This is a genomic window from Pedobacter folensis (assembly GCF_056490665.1).
The window spans coordinates 638,209-664,096 of record NZ_JBWJIF010000001.1 but is presented as its reverse complement, the minus strand read 5'-3'; the positions used below and the strand labels follow the sequence as shown (position 1 = coordinate 664,096).

Below are 25,888 nucleotides of genomic sequence, written 5' to 3'. Positions count from 1 at the left end.
ATTATTAAGTGTTGCGTCATGCTGTCCCGAATCTTCGGGATCAGCATCAGTTATGCAAAACAGACCCCACATCGTCCTCGTTTGTAACGAGGATGCGTGAGAATGGCGATTTCATCGCCCATTAATCAATTTTTACTTTGGTCTGTGAGGACACAGACCAAGGTATTTCACTAATTCATCTGCACCTTTAAAGGTTTCAAATCTTTGCCTTTGTAAATCTCTTTGCCATCCACAAACACCAATAATCCTTTACCTCTATTGTATTTTTTTCCGGTTTTATCCCACAATATAGTCAGTGTTTTATGGTGATATGAAACTTGATCTAACATAAACCAATCCCACTGATTTTTAGGGATTAATGGAGAAATTTCAAGCACATTATCCTGACGTGGCTTTATACCCACCAAATCATTTATAATTAAATCATTAAAAGTGGAGTGATTATAAAAACTGCTTCGCGGATTATCGCCCTTTAACCACTCTCCTGTTTTCTCATCCTGGTATTCACCCAGATAAGGTTTGCCATTTTTAACGTGAGAAGCCGCGTATTGGTGCAGTTCCTGGTAAAAAACTTCGGCATTCATTTTACCGTGTTTTTTATAGTTGGTCAACAGATTGGCCAATCCTTTTAAAGTTTGCGAGCTGGCAAAAGGCCAAAGTGCACCATCCCATTCACAGCTATGTCCTGTACCCCTTGTTCTGAATGTTGGGTTTCTTCTTTCGGCGGTGGTTAATCCCCAGGGTGCTTTAAATCCGGCAGTATCGAGCAGCTGGTCCCAGGCTTTTGCATATTTTGACTGATCATCCGGCAGGTTAAATTCCCATGGTGTAAAACCGATGGCTTCCCTCACATCAGCTGAACCTCCTTTGGCTTTTCTGGTTTCAAAAAACGAAGAAGAAACATTCCATAAACTGTCCTGAACTAATTTTTTCAAGACTACTGCTTTATTTTTATACTTACCGGCAAGCATTCCATCATCTAAAAGCGTGGCAATTTTATCCAGAGCCATCGCATTGCCATACATATAACTGTTTATGGTTGGCCGTTGATTCTGGTCTTTTCGTGATCCACTGATGGATTCTTCCATGCCATCCTTAACATCATGCTGCCAGAAAAGGCCGTTTTTAAGCTGTCTTTCCGATTCCCATTTGCTGTAATCTTTATCTAATGCAGGCAAAATCTCCTTTAAAAATTCCAGATCAGGTTGCACCAAATAATTCTGATAAATGGCATCGTCTACCCAGCTGCTAAATTGATGAAAACGTTGTTTGGTTTGACCCACATCGGCATGGTAAAGCCAGAATTTGATATAATCTTTTAGATAAGCATTGTCCTTTAACCATCTGCCTTCGTAAATATGGTGACCTAAGGCACAGCTGATGGAATTATATTTTCCGGCATGCTTAACGGGTTCGATAAACTCGGTGAAGATAAAACCTTCAGGTGTTTTAACCAGGTGTTTGCGATAAGTCCACCAGCGGTAGTAATAGTTTTGCTCTAAAACCGAATCAGGACATTCGAATAATGGTGCCTGTTCCGCTAACCAGGCGAAGGCATCTGCATTGGGTATATAGTTTTTAACCGCTTCTGTGTCTATAGAATTGAAATAGGTGACATATTTCTTCAGTTTATCAGTCCCCAGAATTGATTTCTGCTGCGCAAAACCTGTGATTGCCATTACCGACAATACAACTGTTGTTATAAAATTTCTTGTATGTTTCATTATTCAAATAACCAATCTATATCTTTTCCTCTACCATCTAAACCCGCATTAAAAATGCGCAGTTCCTGTTTATCATCAATAAAACCTAAAACCAGGCAGGCTCCTTTACCCAGGTTTAATGTGTGTGTACCTGCCGGGAAAGAATAAGCATGAACATTTACCGGAGGAAAGCCATAAGGTACTAATGCGTTCGATATCTTGATTTCAGATTGGCCATAATTATTGGCACTGGCATCTGTTTCCAACTGTGGAGGAGCAAGATATTGAGGATCTTTCTGATTAAAAAAGCCTATCAGCAATTTTACAGGTGTTTTCGTACTGAATTTAATTTCAGTACCGGTTTTAATTTGTTTTTCTTTCGCAAGTTTGATCCCCTTTAAACCTAACAATTGTGCGGCAACTTCTTTAATTTTAACCGCAGTATCTGCGAAAAGCTGTGCATCTTTAGCAATCACATAACTTTCTGTTTCGTTTAAAACTTTAACCTCAGCAGCTTTATAGGGCACAATTGCGGCGACTGTTCCCTGTTTTATTGATTTTAGAGAATCGATACTGCGTTTGAAATGATTAAGTTCTTTGGTAAAAACAGGTAACATCTCTTTCCAGTGGATAAAAGTTTTATCTACACCACGCATCGGGATTTTTCGTTGTTTGGTTTGCATGCTATTGGCGTACAGGTAACTGTGTTCTGTGCGTTTAACGAGTTTAGCATAATGATCTACACTTTTTTGGAGAAAAGGTAATGCCTGCTCTAAATCAGCTACCTGATTTGAATATTTATATCTCAGTATCCAAAGTGCTGCCTTCACTTTTTCAGCATAAAAATTAGCCATTTCATCATAACAATAGATATCGTTTTTAAGGCGCTTAAATTCTGCAGTATCTTTGCTTACATTCGGTGCCGCCTCATTAATCGATTGGATGGCTTTTTTACCATGCTCTACCACTTCGCGTGCCACCTGAACGGGTGTTTCACCAATGTGTCCCTGTTTTTTCCATTCTTTTTCTGCATACTCGATAATCATCTCTCCTTCAGGAGCTTCAGATTCGTACATTAAAGTAAACAATCCATAACGCAACGGGTTAATCAGCTGCGTCATCAACATGCCTAAGGTTAATGTTTGCCTGTTGCCATCGGTAATACCATACCTGCGCAACAGTTTAGGTGATATTTCACCTGATTCTTCGTAGGCATTCAGAATGGCTTTACCACTTGTTAAATTAGCCCCGTACTTGTTAGCCAGTTCTTTGCCCCAATAATCTATTTCCTGACTGCGGTTTCTTTGTGAGTTCCAAGAATATCTTGCCCATTCTTTGTACCAGATCCAATCGCGGTCTACTTCCAGCAGCCTGCCTTTTACTTCGTCGGCCGAATAAGGCCAATCCCAGTAACTGGCCTGAGGATATAAATGCAAACCTTTTGCGCCATAAATTTTGTTCATCGCCTGAACTGATTTCTGGATAAAATCGGCCGAACCATACCGAAATGGCTCTAGATTCGCTAAAATATGTACGTTAGAAATATTAACCGTACCAATAGCTGCTAACTTCCGGTTTAAATCGGCCCAGGCGCCACGTGGTGTATAAGTCGTTAAAGCCTCGCCATTAAACTTATTTTCAGTATACAGGTTTTTATAAAAGGGTAACGCCGCTTTCATTACACTTGGTGCATCGGTATCGTGCGCCCGCAGTACAATCGGAGGTTCTTCTTTAATGCCAGCCGCCTTTAATCCATCTTTTACTCCTGGGATAATAGTTTTGGTAAACCAATCAATATCATCCTGACCGACACCTTCCATCGCTTCACCTAAAGCCACCATTAAACCTACATTCGGATATTTCTCTACAAATGAAGCAATCGATTTGCGGGTATAATCGGCAATTAAAGGAATAATGGGCCGGTTTCTATCTTGTGTTTTCAAGCCATGTTTATCAGCAAAAGGTTTTGGAATAATGATATTGTAAAACATCTGGATCACCCATATGCCGCGTTTATCAGCTTCTTTGGTTAAAAACTGAAAAATTTCTTCATTCTTTTTTAAAGTAGCATCGTCTACCTCCACGGCATAGGGATAATCTTTTAAGCGCAACAGCGATGAAAAAGGATGTCCGTTCCATAAATAAAGCGAATTGTAGCGATTTTCGACCATCATATCGAGATACTTAATCCACAAAGCTTTATCATAAAGCCAGGGGAAAGTTTCCGGCGTATAGGGATATTCGTAAACATCATGTCCTGGTAAGTAATCAGGTTTTTGCAAACCAATACAGGTACCTCTTAACACCATTTCAGGCTGATCGGAAAAGGTCAACTGCGTGGGCAATTTACCTTTGCTGTTGATCTGATCGGCCAGTTCGACACAACCATATAAAGCACCGGATGCATCGTTACCTATAATATAAAGCACCCCATTTTTTCCGCTATAGATATGAAAACCTTCTTTTTGGGTAACGGAGATTTTATTTTTAATTTCTGCCGGAAGATTATTGGCAAAAAGTTTATCTGAAAATACACCAACGGCAATGATATTGTTCGTCGCTGTAAGTTTATCCTTTTGTTCTATTTTGGTTGAATAATTCAACTTAGCTAAGGCTTTTGAAAGCTTTTCGGCACCAAAGCGCACACGCACGTGATTTTCCGTTGAAATTACAATTGTTTTCGGCGCCGGAACACTGGCATTTGAAAATGATATGGATAAAAAATAACAGGAAATAAAAATCAGAAAATTTCTCATTCAACAGGCTCTAATAACAAAACCTATTGCTAGGTTTTTATGTAATATTTGGTTAATATTATATTTAAATATAAAGATAATATTCAAATATAAGTAATAATACTGATTGGCTTTGTAAAATTTATGCAAGGTAAGGCCATTTGAACATTCGTTACGGCGTATGACAATATCTGTTAATATTTAGACAAGAAGATAAAATTTTTAATCAAGAATATTTATTTTATTTGTATTCTAATCAATTATAATTTATAACCAATCATATACATGTTTTCACTAAAAAACAAAAAAGCCGTAGTTACAGGCGGAGGAAGTGGCATTGGAAAAGCTATTGCGACTATTTTAGCCAAACAAGGTGCTGAGGTTCACATCATCGAATTAGGAACGGAACACGCGCAGGATACCTTAGATGAAATTAAAACAAATGGTGGAGTAGCTTTCAGCTATGGTTGTGATGTTTCAGATCACCAGGCGGTTGCAGCAGTTTTTAACGAAATCGGAAATATCAATATCCTGATTAATAACGCAGGTATTGCCCATATTGGAAAAGCCGATACAACCGATGAAGCTGATTTTGACCGCGTGATGCGCGTAAACGTAAAAGGGGTTTATAACTGCTTACACGCGGCTATTCCACAGATCCGTTTATCAGGTGGAGGTGTTATTATTAATATGGCTTCAATTGCCGCATTAATCGGCCTTCCTGATCGTTTTGTTTATAGCGCTGCAAAAGGGGCTGTAAAAGCAATCACCATGAGTGTAGCGAAAGACTATATTGGAGAAAACATCAGGTGTAACTCTATTTCACCGGCGAGGGTTCATACACCATTCGTAGATGGTTTCTTACAGAAGAATTACCCGGATAATATCCCTGAAATGTTCGAAAAACTTTCTAAAACACAACCTATTGGCAGAATGGCCAAACCAGAAGAAGTGGGTGCCCTTGCTTTATACTTATGTAGCGACGAAGCATCTTTTATTACAGGCTGTGATTATCCGATTGATGGTGGATTTACTACCTTAAACAATTAATAAATATTTTCAAATACCATAAAGAATTTTATAATGAAATTAATACGATTTGGCGAAGCCGGAGCTGAAAAACCAGGCGTAATTATAAACGATAATTATTTCGATGTTTCAGCATTGGTTAAAGATTATAATGAAGATTTTTTTGGTGGCGATGGCCTGGAGAAATTAAAGACCGCTGTTCAATCTGCTGATTTACCTCAGGTAGATAAAGGTGTGCGTCTTGGCCCGGCATTAGCCCGTCCTTCAAAAATAATCTGTGTAGGCTTAAACTATAAGGACCATGCTGCAGAAACCAATGCCCCTATCCCATCAGAGCCCATTTTGTTCTTCAAAGCTACTTCAGCAATTGTTGGACCAAATGATGATCTGATCATTCCAAAAAACAGTAAAAAAACCGACTGGGAAGTAGAACTGGCTATTGTGATTGGCAAAAAGGCAAGCTATGTTACTGAAGAAAACGCATTAGACCACATTGCCGGTTATGTTTTGCATAACGATTATAGTGAGCGTGAGTTCCAGATCGAAAGAAACGGACAGTGGGTAAAAGGAAAAAGCTGCGATACCTTCGCACCGATTGGGCCATTTATTGCTACCCAGGACGAAATTGCCGATGTGCACAATCTTCGCCTTTGGTTAACCGTAAACGGAAAAACTATGCAGGATGGTAATACTTCAAACCTGATTTTTAATGTTCCGTTCATGATTTCCTACATCAGCCAGTTTATGACACTTTTACCAGGCGATGTGATTACAACCGGAACACCTGCCGGTGTGGGCTTAGGTCAAAAACCTGAACCATGGTATTTAAAAGCTGGTGATGTGGTAGAATTAGGTATTGATGGCTTAGGTACAAGCAAACAAACAGCTAAGGCTTACAGCGGAAATTAATATGAAAAGATACTGCCTAACGCTCGATCTTGTCAATGATGAAAAGCTTATCGAAGAATATAAGCAGTATCATCAATCAGTTTGGCCTGAAATTAAAGAAAGTATTACTTCTTCGGGCATTGAGGACATGGAAATCTATTTATTGGGAAACCGGTTGTTCATGATTATGGAAGTGAACGAGCACTTTTCTTTTGAAGAAAAAGGAAAAGCTGATTTAACCAATCCAAAAGTACAGGAATGGGAAAATTTAATGTGGAAATTCCAGCAGGCACTGCCAGGTTCAAAACCAGGTGAAAAATGGATGTTAATGGATCAGATATTTAAACTTTAAAACGCTTTTTATGATTGATACACACGTACATTTTTGGAATTTCGATCCGGTTAGAGATAGCTGGATAAATGAAGAGATGCCGGCTATCCGTCATGATTTTTCTCCAAAAGATCTTACGGCGGTATATCACGATCTTCAAATTACAGGATGTATTGCCGTGCAGGCCAGCCAATCGGAAGAAGAAAACCGTTTTCTGTTATCGCTGGCTGAAGATAATGAAATGGTTAAAGGTATTGTAGGCTGGGTAGATTTACTCGATCCGAATTTAGACGAACGTTTAACTTACTGGAGCAATTTTAAAAAGATTAAGGGCTGGCGACATATCTTGCAAGCCGAAAACGCCGATTTTATCCTGAACAAAAAGTTTATCGCAGGCGTTAATCTCCTGAAAAAATACCATTACACTTACGATTTATTGTGCTATCACGATCAATTAGCTGATATCATCAAAATGGTTGATCAAATTCCTGATCAGCCATTTGTATTAGACCATTGTGGAAAGCCGGATGTGAAAAGTCAGGAGATAAAATCCTGGTCTGAAAATATTAAAACGCTGGCCGCAAACCCAAATGTGCTTTGTAAAGTATCGGGTTTACTTACTGAAGCAGACTGGAAAAACTGGACCGAAAAAGAGCTTTTTAATTGTTTTGATGTCGTATTTGAACATTTTGGTGCTCAAAGGATCATGTATGGCAGCGATTGGCCGGTTATGTTGCTCAGCAGGCCTTATCAGGATTGGTTTAATTTAGTTACGAAGTACACCGGACAATTCTCTGCAGCTGAAAGGAAACTAATCTTTAGCGATAATGCGAAGGCTTTTTATGGAGTTTAGTCTGATTTTTAAACGCCCGTTATCCTGAGCTTGTTTCAGGATCCATAAAATTAGTAAACAGAACAAACATGAAAGATGCTGATCCTGAACATTCGGAACAGCAGGACGATATCAAAAGAAATATTTGTGCACTTGCCTGGAAAAGAGCGCAGGCAGAAACGATAATTACAAAATAGCAGATAGAGCAGGATGGAAAATATAATATAAAGTATTAGTTTTCGCATGTTAAAACAGATCTGACCAATACAATATTTAAAAATGAGTAAAAAAATTATATTCCCTTACAATCCTCAATTCCCTTCTGTAGCCGACTTAAGAAAAAAGGCAAAATCAAGGATTCCTAAATTTGCTTTTGACTACCTGGAGGGTGGTTGTAATGAGGGACTTAATTTATCGAGAAACGAGAGCGACTTCGACAATATTTACCTTAAACCGAATTACTTACGTGTTGGTGGAGATATCGACATGTCGGTTGAATTATTTGGCCGTCGTTACAGTGCACCATTTGGGATATCTCCGATTGGTTTGCAGGGTTTGATGTGGCCTAATGCACCCGAAATTTTAGCCAGGGCTGCCGCTAAAGCCGATATTCCTTATACATTAAGCACCGTATCTACCAGTAGTATCGAACGAATTGCCGAAGTATCTGAAGGAAAAGCCTGGTTTCAACTGTACCACCCTACGGAGGATAGATTGAGAGATGATATCTTAAATCGTTTAAAAGCTGTTGAATGCCCGGTATTGGTTGTTCTGGTAGATGTGCCTGCATTTGGTTTACGATATAAAGAAATTAAGAGTGGTTTATCTATTCCACCAAAAATGTCGATCAATAATATTTTGCAGGCTTTTGCCCGTCCGCTATGGGGAATTAAAACGCTTCAACATGGCATTCCATCATTTGCTACCTTAAAGCCTTATATGGAAAAAGGAATGGACATGTCGCAGCTGGGCCAATTCATGAACCGAACCTTTACCGGTAAGGTTGATATTGAAAAGGTTTCTGCCATTCGCGATCTTTGGAAAGGACCTTTAGTATTGAAGGGAATCACCACTGATGAAGATATGCAGGCTGCTATCCAGATCGGTGCTGATGGTGTAATTGTTTCCAATCATGGCGGCAGACAAATTGATGCAGGCGAATCTTCAATCAATTCGCTGATCAAAATGACGAATAATCCACTATACAAATCAAAATTGAAGATCATGTTGGATGGTGGTATTCGTTCAGGCGTTGATTTAGCCAGAGCACATGCCGTTGGGTCTGAATTCAATTTTATGGGTCGGCCTTTTATGTATGGAGTTGGCGCTTTAGGTAATGAAGGAGGCGATCATACCATCAATATGTTCAAAACTCATTTATACCAGATTATGCAACAATTAACCATTGAGAAAATTACACAATTTCCTGATCGGTTATTAAACCCTTAAAGCCGAATTTGCAGGTAACATAAACAAAAAAAGCAAGACCTGAAGTCTTGCTTTTTTTATTTCAAATTCGATAATGATCTTAGTCGATTTTCTTAAGTATGGTTATTTCAAAAACTTATAGGTAGTACTCGTTTTATAAGTTTCACCTGGTTTAAGTACTGTCGATGCAAAATTTGCATGATTAGGTGCATCAGGAAAATGTTGTGTTTCTAAACAGAATGCTGAACGATGAGGATATGATTTTCCACCTTTACCGTCTTTATCAGCGCCCGTTAAAAAGTTTCCGCTATAAAACTGCAATCCTGGTTCAACCGTGTAAACTTCCATTACGATTCCTGTAACCGGACTTTTTACTACTGCTACAGGTGTTTTGCCATCATGGTGGGTCAGTACAAAATTATGGTCGTAACCTTTGCCGAATTTTAACTGCTGATCATTTTCCTCAATCGATTTCCCGATTGTTTTGGCTTTATTGAAATCGAAAGCAGTTCCAACTACAGGTTGTAATTTACCTGTTGGAATAAGGGTAGAATCTACTGGTGTATAGGCATTGGCATCAATTGTCAATTCGTGATCTAAAATCGTTTCATTGCCCTCACCGTTTAAGTTAAAATAAGCATGATTGGTTAAATTCACTACGGTCGTTTTATCAGTAGTGGCTAAATAATCAATTTGTAAGGCATTATCATCCGTTAAAGTGTAAGTTACTTTAACATCCAGTTTCCCTGGATAACCTGCTTCGCCATCATTTGAAACATAACTCAGCTCCAGTTTTTGCGCATCTAATTGTTTAGCCTCCCAAACTTTAGCGAAAAAACCATCTGTACCGCCATGCAAAGTATTCACACCATCGTTAAGCTGTAAAGTATATTCCTTTCCTTCCAGGTTAAATTTACCCTTACCAATACGGTTTCCGTATCTGCCAATTAAGGCACCAAAAAATGGTTCACCTTTTTTGCGGTAGGCGCCTACACTATCGTAGCCTAAAACCACATCGGTTAACTTATTACTTTTATCAGGCACCAAAAGCGAAACTACCCTCCCGCCATAATTGCTAATAGAAACCGAAGCACCTTGTTTGTTTTTCAAAGTATACAGTTTAATACTTTTCCCATCAATGGTACTGGTGTATTTTGATGAATCACTTTGTTCGGTTGTTGCCGCCCCTTTATCCGATTTAGGATTACAAGAAGTAAAAGAAATGGCTAAGCATAGCGTAGCGAAGGGCAATGCCTTAAAGATTTTTTTTTTCATCTGTTTAAAATTTTGTTTTCATGTGTGATGAAGCTGTCATGATTTTTCACTGGTGTTTTATTTCCCTTTATGAGTTCAAGAACCCACAAGCTCGGTTTCATGGATTAAAATTGGTGAAAACGGATCTCCAATTGCATACAAAAAGCAGACAGGGCTTCATATTGATTTATTTTTGGTTATGGCTAATGTAGTAAAAAATTATTAACGTTAAAGTAACGATTATACTTATTATTTTTCATATTATCGGCGAGGATTCCCAACAGTAAAAAAAATCACATAATTTAGCAGCCATATGCATAACTTAAATTTCAAGCCAAAGGCTTTTCTTTTTGATTTGAACGGTACAATGATTAATGATATGGAATACCATACCTTGGCCTGGTACAGCATCATGACGGAAGATTTAGGTGCTAAACTTGATTACGAAAGCGTAAAAAAAGAAATGTATGGTAAAAACCACGAAGTTTTAGAACGCGTTTTCGGAAAAGATAAATTTAACGCCGAAGAAATAGAACGCCTTTCTATTGATAAAGAAAAGCGTTATCAGGAAGGCTTCCTGCCGCATTTGGCGCTGATTGAAGGACTGGATGTCTTTTTAGAACGCACAAAACAAGCTCACATTCCAATGGCGATCGGATCTGCTGCAATACCTTTTAATATAGATTTTGTAATAGATGGCTTAAATATCCGTCATTATCTGGATGCCATCGTGAGTGCAGATGATGTAAAAACAAGCAAACCAGATCCTGAAACTTTTTTAAAGGCCGCGGCAGCATTAAATATTGCGCCGGCCGATTGTCTGGTTTTCGAAGATGCACCCAAAGGTGTAGAATCGGCTTTAAACGCAGGTATGCCCTGCATGGTATTAAACACCACACATACAATCGAAGAATTTGAAGGTTATCCGAATATCTTAGGTTATATTACAGATTATAACGATGCTAAATTAAATAGGCTATTTTAACATGGGAAAATATTTAAATCAAAAACCTGTTCTTGTTGCAGTCGACTGCATTATTTTTGGTTATGACGGTGATCAGCTAAAACTTCTGGTGATAAAAAGGGCAATAGAACCCGTAAAAGATCAATGGAGTTTGATGGGTGGTTTTATTGGTGAGCGCGAAGATCTTGATGGCGCTGCCAAAAGGATTTTATTAGAGTTAACGGGATTACATGATGTTTACCTGGAACAACTTCATGCTTACGGTAGTCCCGATCGGGATCCGATCGAACGTACGGTTTCGGTAGTTTACTTCGCACTGATCGATATTAATAAATACAGTAAACAGATCAATGATCAGTACCATGCCGAATGGTTTAAGTTAAAAGAAGTTCCGGAGTTAATTTTCGACCACGATATGATGGTTAAGGCTGCTATGGATAAAATCCGTTATCAGGCCGCCCTCCACCCTATTTTATTTGAGCTTTTACCAAAACGATTTACGATACCGCAATTACAGGCCTTATATGAGCAGGTTTACGATTCGCCGATAGATAACCGGAACTTTATCCGCAAGATTACCGCCAGTGGATTATTGATTAAACAGACGGATAAGGATAAATCAAGTTCACGCCGCGGGGCTTTTTATTTTAAACTGGATAGGAATAAACACAAAGCACAGTTCCAGTCTTTCCTGAACTTTATTCCTAAAGCAAGTAAATAGTGATGGTTGCTGATGTCTTAAAATAAATTTTAAGCTAATTTTTAGGCATACAAAATTTAAAATCAAGCAGTTAGAACAGCCGGTTTTTAACAACGGAAAAAACATCAAAAACATTTTCAAAAAATGTTTGCAAGAAAAAGATAAATCCCTATATTTGCACCTCCTTAAACAAAAGGAAATGATTCCGTAGCTCAGCTGGTAGAGCATTACACTTTTAATGTAGTGGTCCTGGGTTCGAATCCCAGCGGGATCACAGAAAGCCTTACAGAGATGTAAGGCTTTTTTGTTATAAATCTATCCTTATAAATCATCAGATATTGCAACATTATACAATTTCTTCGTTTTTATAGATCATTTGATAGTGTAGCGCTGTACTCCCTTTAATTATAAAGCCCAGTTTTTCATAAAACTTCTTTGCGATAATATTAATTTTAAAGACCTGAAGTTCGATAGGTTTATCAGCTAAAAGCGCGTATTGTATAATATCGCTCATCACCTTAGTTCCGATACCATTTCGCTGAACCGAATGATCAATCAATATGCTTTTAATAAAAATTAATTTTCTGGTCTCTACCTTATCGATCAATCCTATTTCCTGATCGTGCCGATCCAGTATAATTTGCATGTGCTCCGCCACAAAATCATGCTTATGGTATTCAAGCTGCACAGCATCATCCCAGCCCCAAATTTCAGAGATATAAGGCTTTATGGAATGAGCCTTCAGCTGTAAAGTGAGTTCAAAGTCTGCAGCAGTGGCCGGGCGGTATTTAATCATTACAGATAAATGCTGAAGGATTAAGTAAAAAAGGTAAATATATTAGCGGGATAATTAAAGTAAACCGCCCTGGGTGGCTATCCGCATTAAATCGGCTACATTTTTGGCTTTCATTTTTTGTAATAGATTTTTCCTATGGTTTTCTACGGTGAACTTGCTTAAAAACAATCGTTCTGCTATGCCATTTGTATTTAAACCTGTAGCAATCAGCTTTAGAATTTCTTTTTCCCGTACAGTCAGGTTAGCGATACCCTGATGCCCGTCTAAAGGTGGTCGTGAAATAATTTCACTTATCGCTTTGCTAAAAGCAATATGCCCGTTTAAAGCCATGTTAATACAATTCACAATTTCATCAATAGGTGCATCTTTAAGGATGTATCCATTGGCACCATTGGCTAGCATTTTCATAATGGCACTCCTTTCCTGATGATTGCTAAAAGCCAAAACCACAGTACCGGGAGAAATGGCTTTGATTTCCTTGCATATCTCTATCCCGCTAATATCAGGCAGTATAATATCCAATAAAACAATTTTTATGGGCTTTATTTTTAAAGCAGCAATAAACGCTTGTCCACTGGTAAAACCACCGACAATTTCAAAAGAGGATGTTTTATGCAACAACTTAACCAACCCTTCTATTATGATCGGGTGATCGTCTACTATGGCTATGGTAGTTTTAGGCTGTAACATACAATTCTATATTAATGGATGTACCGGTTTTATTTTCCTGCGATAAAATTTCAATTTTTCCTTTTAGGTATTCTACCCGGCTTTTTATATTCCGGACCCCTATCCCATCAGCAGCGTCGATATGACGGGTATCAAAACCTTTCCCATCATCTTCAATGGTAATGAAAAATATATTTTTATTTTGAGAACATTGGAGCAACAGGTTTTTAGCATGGGAATGTTTTGCCACATTGGCCATGGCTTCCTGCACAATGCGGTAAATATTGATTTGTTCGCGTGATTTTAGATGATCGCTAATACCCAGGCATTGAAAGTCAACCTTTAAACGATCTGAAGCTATAGATTCGCACAGATCCCTTAGCGAAGCCTCCAGTCCCAGTCTGATTAGCATTTCGGGCATCATGTTATGCGCTACACGCCTGAGTTCTTTCATCGTGTTTTCCAGGTGAACCGTCACATTGTAGAGGTCTGAGTCGTTATTTTTACTTTCATTGATGTAATGTGCGAGGTTCATTTTTGAAACCGCCAGCATGCCACCAACACCATCATGCAAATCTCTGGCTACTCTGTTTTGTTCATCTTCTTTGGCATTTAACATGACTTCTACCAATTGAATATGTTGCTGACTGTAAATATCTTTAAGATCCTGCTGATGATTTAAATCTTTTTGCAAAGCCAGTTTTTTACTGTTGCGAAAAAAGAACCAACCCACTATCGCCAGAATGGATAAAAACACACAGGTTAAAACTAAAAGCCAGTTTACTAACCTGCTGTTTTTTGTAATGAGTTTTGTTTTCTCATTTTCAGCGTTGAGGTTCATAATTGTCTTTTCATTTTCCGCTGTTTTGAACTTTATTTCTAAGGCATTAATTTTCCTTAAAACCTCTTGCCTATTTAAACTATCATTTAAAACACTATATTTTTTGAGCCAGAAATAGGCCGTATTAGGATTTCCCATTTTATCATATACTTCCGACAGGTCAAAAAAGCAGGCTAAGATATTTGTTGGTGATTTTGAACTGTTTTTCCGAACGATGTCTTCGATGAGAACGGCCGCTTTTTGATAATGCCCCTGCGCAATGAGTGTTTTGTATTTTTGTATATTCAGCACTTCTACCTGGTAATCGTCGTTTATTTTAACTGCCATTTTAAGCCCGGTATTTGCACTTTGAAGTGACTGATCATAAGCTTTGGTTTTTCTATAAAATATGCATTCGGCTAAATAATACTCCGTATGGCTTAAAGTGTCGTTACATTTCGACATCAGATTTTTAGCTTTTTCTAAAGTTCTTTTGGCTTCCGTTATTTTATTGTTAAACAAATAGTTTTCTGTGGTGCCAATGTAAGCATCGTATAAATGAACCACATCCCATAGCTCTATTTTTTCGAAAGTAGCAATAGCCAGCAAAAAATATTTTTCTGCCTTATCATACTGCTTTTGGTCCATAAATACGGTTGCCAGATCTTCATAGTACTTAGCCAAAAATTCATTTACTCCTGCTTTTTTTATTAAAGGGATGCATTTATTTAACAGGATTTCTGCCATAAGCAGTTCATCACCTTTTTGTTGCTGCAAATTGGCATAATTCCCCCAGCCTTTTGCCCTTAAAAAATAAGCTTCTTCTGTATTAAACTTTGATAACTGTTTATCTGCTTCAATATAATTAAGTTCACTTTTTGCTGCATCAACCGGATAATAGAAAGCCCCGAGATAATGGTAATAAACGGCTTTTACATAGGGAAATTTAGCACCATACTTATAGCCGGCAGTTAAATATTTCTCAGATACAGTACGATTTAGATCACGCCAATAGAAACCCAGTTTAAAAAACACACGGGCCCTCAAACTATCAGATTTGGTGCGTTTGGTGAGGTTCACTAAACTATCGGAGAAGCGCTTGCTGCTGGGGGGCAACTGCCTTTTTAATACCTGCGTAATACTATCTGCATAATTTAACTTATTTGCAGGACTTTGTGCGTAAAGCTTAAAAGCAAACAAAAAGCAAACGATGCCTATTTTTATTTTCATAGCGAATGACCAAACCGGTTTGCCGCAATATTTAAGATAAAATCTTACATATAAAAATAAATGTAAAAAATAGCTGAAAACAGCTAGTTAAAAATTGACTTTTTCCAGTCATTGCTGCTACGATTTTGTGCCTGTAGCTTTGGGTAATTAATATTTCACCTATAAAAAATTATTTACGCAATGAAAAAATTATTCAAAACCCAGTTAACAAGTGCATTTACCTTCTTATTCGTTGTTACTTTATTGGCATCCTGCAAAAAAAAGGATGATGCGCCGTCAAATGACAAGTTCCCCCTGACAAATTTCACTGCTAAAATTACCAAACAGGAAAACCTTACTTCGCAATCGGCAGTCTTAATTGACTTTGACATCAAGAACACTTCGGGTACTGATTATACGGTAGAAAAATATGCACTTAATCCCGTTAAACTCAAACTGACAGTAGTAGCAACTGATGGATCTGGTTATGATGAAAATAGTTATGTAGCCGATGTTCAGGCGGGTAAAACATTCTCTGCAAAATTAGCAGTCGATTACTCCGTAGGCAAAACCATCGATTTAACTAAAAGTAAAATCGAATTGCTTTATTAATCCATACACAGTTACTTTAATAGGGGCTAAATAAACGATAAATATTACCGTTGTAAAGTTAATTGCTACTCCATCACCTGTGTTGAAACCTGAATGTTCATTTAACATATTCATTCAGGTTTTAAATGAATAACAGATAACCAGACGCACCATTTCCCCATTGCATGGATTAACATTGATTAATATTTGGTCATGGTTAATCCTATTTAGTGCCAATTTCTACCTTCCCTCCGTTCTTAAATAAATCGTGAGAAATAAAATATCCATTATTTGTCTTTCCGTCCACTTTAATATTGGTAATGCCCCTTCCCTTATTAGGTTTGCTTATTGTTAACAATTTCCCTGTACTGGTTTTCCATTTAACTTCATCAAAAAGTGGAGCGGTAACCAAATATTCAGCATCAGTTGCAGAAAATGGATACAAACCTAAAGAACTGAATACATACCAGGCAGACATTTCACCGGCATCATCCATTCCCGAAAGTGCCAAACCATCGTCGCCTATGCCATATAGTTCATTCAGGATTTTATCGATGATTTTTTGTGATTTTTCTGGTTTTCCGATAAAAGTATAAGCAAAGGGCGCTTCATGATCGGGCTGGTTTCCCTGGCAGTACTGACCAATCATGGTTTCTACATTCCGGGCAATATATTTCGGATTCCAGGGTAAAGTAAACAAAGAATCTAACTTGGATTCGAAACCTTTTGCACCGCCATATAGTTCAATTAAACCTGTCATATCATGAGGGGCATAAAACGAAACCTGCCAGGCATTGGCTTCTCTGTACATATATTCGTAATAAGGATATTGCGGATTAAAAGGTTTAATCCAGTCGCCGTTCTCTAATCTGCCCCTCATGAATCGCGTAGTGGGATCGAACATATTTTTATAGTTCTTTGATCGGGTCATTAAAATCCGATAATTGCTGCTATCGCCTAGTTTTTTAGCGATTTGCGCCAGAGAATAGTCATCATAAGCATATTCGAGTGTTTTAGAAACACCCGCTTTAGCTTTGGTTTCAACATGTGGATTTTTGACATCAGGATCTGAAATATAACCCTTTTCGATATATTCTTTCACAAAGGGACGGGCACCACCATCTACATTGGCATTACGCAATAAAATCTGGTAAGTGCCTTTAATATCAAAATCATTTATCCCCCTCAAATAAGCGCCTGCAATAGAAGACGCACCATGGTCGCCGTGAAAAAACGTCGGGATGAAACCAGTTTTATCGCCTACATCTTTCATCGATTTAATTACATCTAATGTAACTTTTGGCGTAATTAAGCCCAACAGCACGTCCTTATTGCGATAGGTATCCCAAAGTGAAGGTTCGGTATAATAATTAAAATTGCCCTTTATTACGTTGTGCTTTGCATCTTTAAATTCGCCGTTTACATCACTGCGTAAAGCTGGCCATAAAAAAGAACGGTACAAACAAGAGTATAACATTTGTTTCTGCTTATCGGTACCTCCTTTTACTTGTATGGTCGATAAAAGAGCTTCCCATTTTGCAGTAGCTTCATTACGAATCTGTGTAAAAGTTTTATTGCCGATTTCTTGTTCCAGGTTTTCTTTGGCATTGGCCATACTCACAAACGATAAACCGATTTTAAGTTCTACAGGTTCCGCCCCGCCATCGGCCAAATGGATAATGGCAAAACCTGAGCGTTTACCTGCATCCGTCTGATCCAGTTTTTCAATCCTGGCGTTTACCGTGGCGTAGAAGTAAATATTCTCTCCTCCCTGAAAGCCTTGTATGGCAGAAGTGCCCACTTGTTCGATATTCCAGGTAGAAACCCTGCTATTGGCTTTTCCCATGTCAAAAAGAATCTGTCTATTATTGGAATTTTTATATTCATACTGATGGAATCCACCCCTTAAAGTCGAAGTCAGCTTTACATTTACCTGATAGTCATCAAGATAAACCTGATAAAAACCTGGTGCCGAACTTTCATTTTTGTGCGAAAACTTCGATCCGAACCTACCAGTGGCATTGGATAATGGCAAAACGGGAATATTACATAAATTCCAATGCCCTTTATTGGTGTGCGCAAAGCCATAAATGGTATCATCTTCATATTCATATCCGGCACCAGATCCAAATTCGGTAATCGGACTTAATTGCACCATCGCATTAGGCAATGAGCTGCCTGGAAAAGTTAAACCTGCCCACGATCGCCAACCCTGCGGTAACTCATAATCTAAAATTTTAGGGTCAGTTAAGGGAGCAGTTCCGATAAAAGTATTTACATATTTCGTAAAAGAGCCTTTCGTCTGACTTTGAACATTTTGAATGCCCATTAGGTTCAAAAAAAGGATTAGGGATAAAAATTTGGTTAGCGATTTCATTTTACATAAAACGTTTTAGTGTGTGATACCAAATATATAAAATCTGTTAAAATCCAATCTAAGCTATCACAATAGTTACCAAAAAAAATATGCTGGTGCACCTCATCACATGCTTAAATAACTGAATAGTATGCCAATAATCGATAAGCATTCGCCTGCTTAGCGCATAGCACAATCGTTTGATAATCTATATATTTGACTACACACTAATCAAATAACCGACATGTTTTTTAATTGCAAGCAAGCTATTCGCTGCACGCTAATCTTGTTTTTAGCCTTTAGCTTTTCCACACCTATTTTCGCTCAAAACAAAGAAACCACGCCTCTATTGCTTTGGGACAACAAACCAGCAAGCAAATGGATGACTGAAGCCTACCCTATTGGAAATGGCCGCATTGGGGGTATGATTTTCGGTGGTGTTAATCAGGAGCATATTCAGTTTAACGATAACACCCTCTGGACAGGAGATGAAAATGACCGGGGTATGTACCAGGCTTTTGGAGATATCTGGATTGACTTCGACAATAAAGAACAAAATTTCAGTAACTATACACGTCAATTAAATCTTGCTGATGCCATCCATTCCATCAATTACACCCAAAATGGAACCAGCTATAAACGTGAATATTTTTGCAGCTTTCCGGACAAAGTAATGGTTTTAAGGTTCACTGCTAATCAGAAAAAGTCGTATTCTGCCACCATAAGATTAAAAAATGCACATCAGGGCAATATCACCGTTAGCGGGAATACCATCCAATTTACAGGCAAATTATCTAATGGAATGCCTTATCAGGCGACTGCTTTGGTTAAAATTGAGAATGGTAGCAGCCATACGGTTAAAGATGATGATGGTGAAAAATTAAAAATCGATCATGCCGATGCCATAACTATCCTTTTCACCGCTGCTACTAATTACAGTAATAAACGCAGTGAAAACTGGAAAGGAGAAGAACCGGCTTCAAAAATCGATCGTATACTGAAACAAAGCGCTACAAAATCCTATTCAAATCTATTAAAAGCACATGTTGATGACTACAAGCAATTATTCAACCGCTTGGCTATTAATTTGGGTCAGAATGATCTAAAAAACAATAGTTTACCAACTTACCAAAGGTTAATCAATTACAAAAAGACGCCTGACCCAGCCTTAGAAGCTTTAATTTTTCAATATGGCAGATATCTTTTAATCAGCTCCTCAAGAAAGGGAGGTTTACCAGCCAATCTGCAAGGACTTTGGAATGAGAGCAATACTCCACCATGGGGCAGCGATTACCACTCTAACATCAATATCCAGATGAATTATTGGCTGGCAGAACCAACCAACCTTTCAGAATGTCATATCCCATATCTGGATTATATAAACAGCATGCGCGAGGTAAGTGCCATCACTACACGCCAGAAATATCCAAATACCCGTGGCTGGACCGTAAAAACAGAAAACAATATTTTCGGTGGAATGAGTTTTTTATGGAATACACCTGGAAGTGCCTGGTATGCACAGGCGTTGTGGGAGCACTATTCTTTTACCAGGGATAAAGATTATTTAAAAAATTTCGCCTACCCCATTATCAAAGAGATATCCGAGTTTTGGGATGACCACTTAAAAAGAAGAGCAGATGGCACTTTGGTATCGCCATTAGGCTGGTCACCAGAACATGGCCCGACTGAAGATGGCGTAACACACGATCAGCAGATTGTTTACGATTTATTTACGAATTATATAGAAGCAGCTGAAATTTTAGGCATCGATAGTGATTATAAAAAACACATTGCAGATCTTAAAGCTCATTTATTAAAACCAAAAATTGGTAAATGGGGACAATTACAGGAATGGGAAACCGACCGCGACGACCCCAAAGACCAACACAGACACATTTCGCATCTTTTTGGCCTGCATCCTGGCAGAGAAATCAGTACCATTAAAACGCCTGAGCTTGCAAAAGCCGCTAAGGTAACTTTAACAGCCCGAGGTGATGAATCAACAGGATGGTCTATGGCCTGGAAAATTAATTTTTGGGCCAGGCTGCAGGATGGTAATCATGCCTATAAAATATTGCAGAACTTTATTACGCCAGTGGGTGGCTCGGGCACCGATTATAATAAAGGCGGAGGCATTTACGCCAATCTTTTCTGTGCACATCCCCCCTTTCAGATTGATGGAAATTTTGGCTACACAGCAGGCGTTTCAGAAATGTTATTGCAAAGCCAGGCAGGTGAGCTACAATTTTTACCGGCCCTACCTGATCAATGGTCAACGGGAAGTATTCAAGGCCTAAGAGCCAGAGGTAACTTTGAAATTACAGACCTGCAATGGAAAGATGGTAAAATTACAAAGCTGTCGATCAAATCATTATCAGGCGAAGATTGTATCGTGAGATCTCCAAATGCGTTAAAGCGTAAGCTTAAGGCTATCGAAGAAGAAAAATCAGGAAAGGACTTTAAATACAGTTTTAAAACACAGCCTGGAAAAGTATATAGTTTTGAAGGATAGCATAGTCGTCATTGCATGAAGGCTTTTTCAGCAATGACGACTCTTTTTATTTAAATGTTCATTTGTTACTCACCAAGTCACTTCCTTCCAAACATTTTGGTTCTGACTTTCGTTTAATGGTAAATAGATTTTGTTATGAGCACATCCGATAAACTATTAACCGAGCATAATGCAAAGGTTGTTGTACTTGATTTTATCAATGCCTTAAACACCGAAAATTTTGAGGTGGCCAGGGCACAACTACATGATGATATGACTTTTAAAGGCGTTATGGGGGAAAGAAACGGCGCTGATATTTATATCGACGACATGAAGAAAATGAAATTCAAATACGATGTTAAAAAAGTATTTTTAGATCAGGAGGATGTTTGTTTATGGTACGATATTAACATGGGTAAAAGCACGATATATGCCTGTGGCTGGTACCAGTTAGCCAACGAAAAAATTAAGTCCTTTCAGGTTATATTCGATCCGAGGCCCATTTTATAATTAGCAAACCTGTTTGAGTTTCTTCACGGTAAGGTGCTGTTTTTCCAACTGAAAAATAAACATTAAAAATTCATCCGTTTCACTGATCTCGATATTTTTTATGGTACCAGATTGAGTATTCCCGTCTGTAATCTTATCGCCTACTTTCAGTTCTAAAAGTGTAGAGGTAGGCAGGTTATCGTTTATTGTTATCATCACTAGAAGGTAAGTGCAAGGTGAAACAGGTGTTTTGAGGCGTAGAAGATACCTTGAGTGTTCCATTATGGGCATTGGCAATTTCTGATGCAATATATAAACCCAGACCAAGGCCTTTTTGATTGGGTTCTACTTCACCCCTGGAAAAAGGCTGAAATAACCTGTCCATGGCAACAGCCGGAATTTGTTTACCCTCATTGGTTACGCAAAGATTAAATTCTGTTTCGGTACTGAAAGCACTGATTTCGACTGTAGAATCTGATGGAGAATAATTTAAAGCATTGCCTAATAAATTAGAAAAAAGCTGTGCCAGTCGCTTTCCATCTGCATGAACAGGATAAGCAAGATCAAAATTTAGCTTGATATCCCTCGATGGCCAAATGGCCTGTAACTCTTCTACCACCTGGAGCAGCAACTTCTCTAAATCTTCGTCTGGTGTTTTGCTGATGGTAATGCCCTCGCCCAAACGTCCACTGGCAAAATCGAGCATATTCTCAATCAAACCATTCATTCTGAAAGATGAATCTTTAATAATTTTAGTGATACGCCCACTGCGTTCATCTAAATTCAAACGCGATAAAAGTTGTGCACTGTTCGAAATGGCATTTAACGGATTTCGTAAATCATGACCCAGAATAGCAATAAACTGATCTCTTAAAACAGCTATTTCCTGTTCTTTTTTTAACTCCCGCTCCTTGTTAGCCAGTTCTTCCAGTGCATCTAAATGAAAGGCTATTAAATCGGCAAACATGGTAAACATACCAGTTACGGTCGGATTTTTCAGCTTGGCCGGTTTAGGATCTATGGCACAAAGCGTACCGAAAAACTCACCATTCTTTAACGTAATGGGCACCGAGATGTAGCTCTGAAAGCCATACATCAATGGTGTATGATGCTGTGCAAAATCAGGATCTTCATCCACGTGATCAATGATAACGGCATTTTTATGCTGCCTGATCTCGTTACAAATGGTTGTTTCCAGTTTGAGTTCGCCCCCCACGCTTAATCCGAAATTTATTTCATCATGAATGGCACAGGCTACCCAGCTATCTGATGTTACCCTGGCCACTGCCGAAAACCCCATACCTGTGGTTCTACAAACAATTTCTAAGATATGCGCAACAGCAGGAATCTGATTTATAGATTCAATATCTTCCAGGATGGTTTTACTAAAATTTTGCAATGCTAAAGGGAATAATTTCAAGCAATTTACAAATATTTATTACAGGCAAAGGATAGAATTTAGCGTTATAACATAGCTTTTACACACATTGATCAATTTATTCCCGAATGGCGTATAAATCCCCTGTAATTACCGTCAAATTGTGCAACATCATGTAAACAGGTAGTGCGTTGTACAGTCCCCGTGCACCTTATCCTGGAGATAAGGTAAGACAAAACAAAACCGTATTGATCAGGCATTGAACTGAATATCAAAATCAATCACAAACCCCAATCAATACGGTGGCTTGTATTAGGCTTTTAGCAAAGCTGGTTTTTCGTGGTAGGTTCTCCAAAGCAACTCACCAAATAAGGTGTTCGACCAGGCGAACCATGCCCTTGTAAAGTTCGCAGGATTATCTTTATGAAAAGATTCGTGCATAAAACCTTTACCAGCATGTGTTTTACGTAACATATCGATACAAGATTTAATCTCAGCATCATCTTTTGAGGTTAAGGCACGCATGGTGATACTCATTGGCCAGATCATATCCTGACCAGCGTGCGGTCCACCAATTCCCTCTGCAGCTGTACCTTTAAAGAAATATGGATTATCTTTAGAAAGTGCAAATTTCCGTGTATTTTGATAAATGGGATCTTCAATTTTCATCGCACCTAAATAAGGTAAACCCAGCAAGCTTGGTACATTAGAATCGTCCATCAGATAAGAACTTCCAAAACCATCTACCTCAAAGGCATAAATTTTACCATATTTCGGATGATTAACGATTGCATGTTTCTGTAGCGCAGCGCTCACTTCATCAGCCATGTTTAACAAACTACTTTCCAAAGCCTGATCACTTTGTAAGGCTTTAATCATTTCTGCGGCCTGTTTTAAGCTCGATACCGCAAAAAAGTTAGATGGAACCAGGAAAGAGAAAATGGTGGCATCATCACTCGGACGAAATGCGGAGCAGATTAAGCCCACCGGATTTACCGGAAAACCGTAACCGGCCATGGGTAGTGAATCTGTCGGTTGAGTTGTTTCCCGCTGAAAATGATAGGGTCCTTTATCCGCTTTTCGCTGTTGTTCTTTGAATGTTTTTAAAGTGGCTTCAATTCCTTTTTTCCAACTGGCATCAAAAGGTGTTTTATCACCTGTTTTTTTCCAGTAATGGTAAGCCAGGCGGATGGGATAACATAAAGAATCTATTTCCCATTTGCGTTCGTGCACTCCGGGCTGCATGGCCGTTTTATCTGTTTTCCACTCACCTACTTTGGTCGGATCACCATAAAAAGCATTTGCATAAGGATCTTTTAAAATACATTTAGTTTGGTGGATAATTACGCCGGCTATTAATTTTTTAAGCGGTTCATCTTCGTTTACAAACTGAAGATATGGCCAAACCTGCGCCGAACTATCGCGTAACCACATGGCATCAATATCACCGGTAATGACATAAGTATCTGGTCGGCCATCTTTTTCTGAATGGTAAACTGTAGTATCTAAAGTATTGGGAAAACAGTTTTCGAACAGCCAGGCCAATTCGGGATTTTTAACGTTTGCCTGGAAAGTTTTAATGGCAGCATCTACGGCTTTACTTTGAAAGTGTCGTTTTGCGGCAGCTACACGTACCACAGGAAATTCTGGTGCAAGATTAGCGGCAAAAGAAAATTTCGATGCGACAACTCCAGCCCCTAACAAACCTGTGTTTTGTATAAATGTTCTTCTTTTCATTATGATGGTTTATGATATTTTGGTTTAATTTCTACTAAACGAAATCTATCCATTATCGATGATGATAATAGTAGTGGTAAGATATTATTCGGTTAGCGCTTAACAAATATTATTATAATTTTTCGAACATCAAAATCATTATAGTCAATTAAACCATTCCTAAATCGATTTTCCTCTACAACACACAGAAACAGACTCGGATAGGATCCTGACGAGGCTAAAGGTAATAATTAAGTGAGTAAAAATAATTTTGAATGAGTATATTTAAATAACCAAACCTATTGTTATGAATGCTGATACCGTAACTTTATCTAAACGCATTTTATCTATCGATATATTACGCGGATTAGTAATGATTATTATGGCGCTGGATCATACGAGAGATTTCTTTCATATCGGTGCCATGACCGGTGACCCCTTAAATCCTGATACCACTACAGGCATGTTGTTTTTCACCCGTTGGATTACACATTTTTGTGCCCCAACCTTTGTTTTCTTATCAGGCTTATCAGCTTATTTATCGGCACAGCGCAAAACACCGGCACAGGCAAGTTCTTTTTTATTAAAACGGGGTTTATGGCTAATATTGATCGAAATTGTGGTGATCACATTTGGATTAACCTTTAATCCATCGTACAATTTCATTATTCTACAGGTCATCTGGGCGATTGGCAGTAGTATGGTATTTCTGGCATTGGCCAGTCGCATTTCGTATAAAACCGTGCTCATAACCGGCCTGATATTGGTTTTCGGACATAATCTTTTTAATTTATTCCCTGCGCCAACAGACCAAAATGGTGGTTTGATCTTAAAGGTATTTTTCACTGCGTCAGGCACTGTGGTACCGCTTTCTGCCAATCATTTGGTTGGGGTATTTTATGCCATCCTTCCGTGGACGGGTGTAATGTTTGTAGGCTATGGAATTGGTGCTTGGTATAAAAAAGGTTACGTTGCTGAGCGCAGACAGCGCAATTTATTAATTATAGGTTTGCTCACTATATTTGTATTTATCTCCCTGAGGTTGATCAATATCTATGGAGATCCCGCACCGCGAAAAGAGTATCACGACTTTTTTAAGAATCTACTCGCCTTTTTTAATGTAAGCAAATATCCACCTTCCTTACAATATACGGCCATGACTTTAGGTCCGGCGATGCTGTTTTTGGCTTTCACCGAAAACCTAAGCAACCGGTTTACCAGGATAACTTCTGTGTATGGGGCTGTGCCTTTCTTTTACTATGTACTGCATTTTTATCTGTTGCATACCCTGTTAATCGTGGTGTTTTTTGCCACAGGGCATCACACCAAAGAAATCATACAGGTTCCGTTTTTATTTAGACCAGCAGCATTTGGCTTTAGTTTACCAATAGTTTATTTGATATGGATTTGTGTGGTAGCCTCTCTGTATCTCCCCTGCAGATGGTTTAAACTGTATAAAGAAAAACACCGGCAATGGTGGTTAAGCTATATTTAAAACAAAGAGGGCAT

General features: G+C 38.5%; 21 protein-coding genes and 1 tRNA gene. 12 read left to right on the top strand and 10 right to left on the bottom strand.

Annotation, left to right across the window (positions count from 1 at the left end):
- Nucleotides 1–170: 170 nt before the first annotated feature.
- Both AC04QZ_RS02645 and AC04QZ_RS02640 read right to left on the bottom strand, forming a co-directional pair.
- Nucleotides 171–1,724 carry an MGH1-like glycoside hydrolase domain-containing protein gene (locus AC04QZ_RS02645; RefSeq protein ID WP_478356461.1) on the bottom strand — a complete coding sequence of 518 codons (1,554 nt, stop codon included), beginning with the start codon at nt 1,722–1,724 and terminating at the stop codon, nt 171–173.
- The gene (locus AC04QZ_RS02640; protein WP_478356460.1) at nt 1,724–4,459 is read right to left on the bottom strand and encodes an alpha-d-galacturonidase; all 2,736 of its coding nucleotides are present in this window, start codon (nt 4,457–4,459) and stop codon (nt 1,724–1,726) included. Before AC04QZ_RS02640 ends, AC04QZ_RS02645 begins: the two co-directional genes overlap by 1 nt.
- Before the next feature lie 264 nt (nt 4,460–4,723).
- Between AC04QZ_RS02640 and AC04QZ_RS02635 the strand changes: the two genes are divergently transcribed.
- The 5 genes from AC04QZ_RS02635 (at nt 4,724) to AC04QZ_RS02615 (ending at nt 8,967) form a co-directional block, all read left to right on the top strand.
- Nucleotides 4,724–5,488, top strand: a complete 765-nt coding sequence (locus AC04QZ_RS02635; protein WP_086546091.1) for an SDR family NAD(P)-dependent oxidoreductase — start codon at nt 4,724–4,726, stop codon at nt 5,486–5,488.
- 33 nt (nt 5,489–5,521) lie between these two features.
- Entirely contained in the window at nt 5,522–6,376 is an 855-nt protein-coding gene (locus AC04QZ_RS02630) for a fumarylacetoacetate hydrolase family protein (RefSeq protein WP_478356459.1), read from the top strand.
- A 1-nt stretch (nt 6,377) separates the two neighbouring features.
- Nucleotides 6,378–6,707, top strand: coding sequence for an L-rhamnose mutarotase (locus AC04QZ_RS02625; RefSeq protein WP_478356458.1), 330 nt, complete (start codon nt 6,378–6,380; stop codon nt 6,705–6,707).
- Nucleotides 6,708–6,717: 10 nt separating this feature from the next.
- Nucleotides 6,718–7,539, top strand: coding sequence for an amidohydrolase family protein (locus AC04QZ_RS02620; RefSeq protein WP_478356457.1), 822 nt, complete (start codon nt 6,718–6,720; stop codon nt 7,537–7,539).
- Between the two features lie 258 nt (nt 7,540–7,797).
- Complete coding sequence (locus AC04QZ_RS02615) at nt 7,798–8,967, top strand: alpha-hydroxy acid oxidase (protein WP_478356456.1); 1,170 nt, start codon at nt 7,798–7,800, stop codon at nt 8,965–8,967.
- Between the two features lie 102 nt (nt 8,968–9,069).
- On the opposite strand, the gene AC04QZ_RS02610 is transcribed toward AC04QZ_RS02615, so the two are convergent.
- Nucleotides 9,070–10,221, bottom strand: a complete 1,152-nt coding sequence (locus AC04QZ_RS02610; RefSeq protein WP_478356455.1) for an aldose epimerase family protein — start codon at nt 10,219–10,221, stop codon at nt 9,070–9,072.
- A gap of 292 nt (nt 10,222–10,513) precedes the next feature.
- Between AC04QZ_RS02610 and AC04QZ_RS02605 the strand changes: the two genes are divergently transcribed.
- The 3 genes from AC04QZ_RS02605 to AC04QZ_RS02595 all read left to right on the top strand — a co-directional run bounded on the left by AC04QZ_RS02605 (nt 10,514) and on the right by AC04QZ_RS02595 (nt 12,138).
- Nucleotides 10,514–11,185, top strand: a complete 672-nt coding sequence (locus tag AC04QZ_RS02605; RefSeq protein WP_478356454.1) for an HAD family hydrolase — start codon at nt 10,514–10,516, stop codon at nt 11,183–11,185.
- A 1-nt stretch (nt 11,186) separates the two neighbouring features.
- Nucleotides 11,187–11,885: an NUDIX hydrolase gene (locus AC04QZ_RS02600; RefSeq protein WP_086546083.1), complete on the top strand. Its 699-nt coding sequence runs from the start codon at nt 11,187–11,189 to the stop codon at nt 11,883–11,885.
- A 180-nt stretch (nt 11,886–12,065) separates the two neighbouring features.
- Nucleotides 12,066–12,138, top strand: a tRNA-Lys gene (locus AC04QZ_RS02595).
- A gap of 72 nt (nt 12,139–12,210) precedes the next feature.
- Here the strand turns inward: AC04QZ_RS02595 and AC04QZ_RS02590 are convergent.
- From AC04QZ_RS02590 to AC04QZ_RS02580, 3 genes are read right to left on the bottom strand one after another with little or no spacing between them, the layout of a single operon-like run.
- Nucleotides 12,211–12,660 (bottom strand): GNAT family N-acetyltransferase, encoded by a 450-nt coding sequence (locus tag AC04QZ_RS02590; protein WP_478356453.1) that lies wholly within the window; start codon nt 12,658–12,660, stop codon nt 12,211–12,213.
- Between the two features lie 54 nt (nt 12,661–12,714).
- Nucleotides 12,715–13,350: a response regulator gene (locus AC04QZ_RS02585; protein WP_478356452.1), complete on the bottom strand. Its 636-nt coding sequence runs from the start codon at nt 13,348–13,350 to the stop codon at nt 12,715–12,717.
- Complete coding sequence (locus AC04QZ_RS02580) at nt 13,337–15,379, bottom strand: tetratricopeptide repeat-containing sensor histidine kinase (RefSeq protein WP_478356451.1); 2,043 nt, start codon at nt 15,377–15,379, stop codon at nt 13,337–13,339. The genes AC04QZ_RS02585 and AC04QZ_RS02580 overlap by 14 nt, the downstream gene beginning before the upstream one ends.
- Nucleotides 15,380–15,559: 180 nt before the next feature.
- Here AC04QZ_RS02580 and AC04QZ_RS02575 point away from each other — a divergent pair, with 180 nt between their 5' ends.
- Nucleotides 15,560–15,970 carry a hypothetical protein gene (locus tag AC04QZ_RS02575; protein ID WP_086546079.1) on the top strand — a complete coding sequence of 137 codons (411 nt, stop codon included), beginning with the start codon at nt 15,560–15,562 and terminating at the stop codon, nt 15,968–15,970.
- Nucleotides 15,971–16,172: 202 nt separating this feature from the next.
- On the opposite strand, the gene AC04QZ_RS02570 is transcribed toward AC04QZ_RS02575, so the two are convergent.
- Nucleotides 16,173–18,326 (bottom strand): GH92 family glycosyl hydrolase, encoded by a 2,154-nt coding sequence (locus AC04QZ_RS02570; protein ID WP_478356450.1) that lies wholly within the window; start codon nt 18,324–18,326, stop codon nt 16,173–16,175.
- Nucleotides 18,327–18,591: 265 nt separating this feature from the next.
- On the opposite strand from AC04QZ_RS02570, the gene AC04QZ_RS02565 reads away from it, so the two are divergent.
- Together AC04QZ_RS02565 and AC04QZ_RS02560 are read left to right on the top strand one after the other, a co-directional pair.
- Nucleotides 18,592–20,817 carry a glycoside hydrolase family 95 protein gene (locus tag AC04QZ_RS02565; RefSeq protein ID WP_478356449.1) on the top strand — a complete coding sequence of 742 codons (2,226 nt, stop codon included), beginning with the start codon at nt 18,592–18,594 and terminating at the stop codon, nt 20,815–20,817.
- A 135-nt stretch (nt 20,818–20,952) separates the two neighbouring features.
- A complete protein-coding gene (locus AC04QZ_RS02560; RefSeq protein ID WP_086546072.1) occupies nt 20,953–21,306 on the top strand; it encodes a nuclear transport factor 2 family protein in 354 nt (117 codons plus the stop codon).
- On the opposite strand, the gene AC04QZ_RS02555 is transcribed toward AC04QZ_RS02560, so the two are convergent.
- The 3 genes from AC04QZ_RS02555 to AC04QZ_RS02545 form a co-directional block, all read right to left on the bottom strand.
- On the bottom strand, nt 21,307–21,501 hold the full coding sequence (locus AC04QZ_RS02555; RefSeq protein WP_478356448.1) for a hypothetical protein: 195 nt from the start codon (nt 21,499–21,501) through the stop codon (nt 21,307–21,309).
- Nucleotides 21,482–22,705, bottom strand: coding sequence for a GAF domain-containing sensor histidine kinase (locus tag AC04QZ_RS02550; RefSeq protein ID WP_478356447.1), 1,224 nt, complete (start codon nt 22,703–22,705; stop codon nt 21,482–21,484). The genes AC04QZ_RS02555 and AC04QZ_RS02550 overlap by 20 nt, the downstream gene beginning before the upstream one ends.
- Nucleotides 22,706–22,975: 270 nt before the next feature.
- A complete protein-coding gene (locus AC04QZ_RS02545; protein ID WP_478356446.1) occupies nt 22,976–24,400 on the bottom strand; it encodes a glycoside hydrolase family 125 protein in 1,425 nt (474 codons plus the stop codon).
- Between the two features lie 286 nt (nt 24,401–24,686).
- Between AC04QZ_RS02545 and AC04QZ_RS02540 the strand changes: the two genes are divergently transcribed.
- The gene (locus AC04QZ_RS02540) at nt 24,687–25,874 is read left to right on the top strand and encodes an acetyltransferase domain-containing protein (RefSeq protein WP_478356445.1); all 1,188 of its coding nucleotides are present in this window, start codon (nt 24,687–24,689) and stop codon (nt 25,872–25,874) included.
- Nucleotides 25,875–25,888: the final 14 nt, after the last annotated feature.

What these genes read in the sequence shown, in the direction of transcription:
- AC04QZ_RS02600 (WP_086546083.1), top strand. Translation starts at nt 11,187, where the DNA reads ATGGGAAAATATTTAAATCAAAAACCTGTTCTTGTTGCAGTCGACTGC.
- AC04QZ_RS02560 (WP_086546072.1), top strand. Translation starts at nt 20,953, where the DNA reads ATGAGCACATCCGATAAACTATTAACCGAGCATAATGCAAAGGTTGTT.
- AC04QZ_RS02645 (WP_478356461.1), bottom strand. Translation starts at nt 1,724, where the DNA reads ATGAAACATACAAGAAATTTTATAACAACAGTTGTATTGTCGGTAATG.
- AC04QZ_RS02635 (WP_086546091.1), top strand. Translation starts at nt 4,724, where the DNA reads ATGTTTTCACTAAAAAACAAAAAAGCCGTAGTTACAGGCGGAGGAAGT.
- AC04QZ_RS02545 (WP_478356446.1), bottom strand. Translation starts at nt 24,400, where the DNA reads ATGAAAAGAAGAACATTTATACAAAACACAGGTTTGTTAGGGGCTGGA.
- AC04QZ_RS02620 (WP_478356457.1), top strand. Translation starts at nt 6,718, where the DNA reads ATGATTGATACACACGTACATTTTTGGAATTTCGATCCGGTTAGAGAT.
- AC04QZ_RS02605 (WP_478356454.1), top strand. Translation starts at nt 10,514, where the DNA reads ATGCATAACTTAAATTTCAAGCCAAAGGCTTTTCTTTTTGATTTGAAC.
- AC04QZ_RS02590 (WP_478356453.1), bottom strand. Translation starts at nt 12,660, where the DNA reads ATGATTAAATACCGCCCGGCCACTGCTGCAGACTTTGAACTCACTTTA.
- AC04QZ_RS02625 (WP_478356458.1), top strand. Translation starts at nt 6,378, where the DNA reads ATGAAAAGATACTGCCTAACGCTCGATCTTGTCAATGATGAAAAGCTT.
- AC04QZ_RS02570 (WP_478356450.1), bottom strand. Translation starts at nt 18,326, where the DNA reads ATGAAATCGCTAACCAAATTTTTATCCCTAATCCTTTTTTTGAACCTA.
- AC04QZ_RS02580 (WP_478356451.1), bottom strand. Translation starts at nt 15,379, where the DNA reads ATGAAAATAAAAATAGGCATCGTTTGCTTTTTGTTTGCTTTTAAGCTT.
- AC04QZ_RS02630 (WP_478356459.1), top strand. Translation starts at nt 5,522, where the DNA reads ATGAAATTAATACGATTTGGCGAAGCCGGAGCTGAAAAACCAGGCGTA.
- AC04QZ_RS02585 (WP_478356452.1), bottom strand. Translation starts at nt 13,350, where the DNA reads ATGTTACAGCCTAAAACTACCATAGCCATAGTAGACGATCACCCGATC.
- AC04QZ_RS02555 (WP_478356448.1), bottom strand. Translation starts at nt 21,501, where the DNA reads ATGATAACAATAAACGATAACCTGCCTACCTCTACACTTTTAGAACTG.
- AC04QZ_RS02540 (WP_478356445.1), top strand. Translation starts at nt 24,687, where the DNA reads ATGAATGCTGATACCGTAACTTTATCTAAACGCATTTTATCTATCGAT.
- AC04QZ_RS02575 (WP_086546079.1), top strand. Translation starts at nt 15,560, where the DNA reads ATGAAAAAATTATTCAAAACCCAGTTAACAAGTGCATTTACCTTCTTA.
- AC04QZ_RS02610 (WP_478356455.1), bottom strand. Translation starts at nt 10,221, where the DNA reads ATGAAAAAAAAAATCTTTAAGGCATTGCCCTTCGCTACGCTATGCTTA.
- AC04QZ_RS02615 (WP_478356456.1), top strand. Translation starts at nt 7,798, where the DNA reads ATGAGTAAAAAAATTATATTCCCTTACAATCCTCAATTCCCTTCTGTA.
- AC04QZ_RS02640 (WP_478356460.1), bottom strand. Translation starts at nt 4,459, where the DNA reads ATGAGAAATTTTCTGATTTTTATTTCCTGTTATTTTTTATCCATATCA.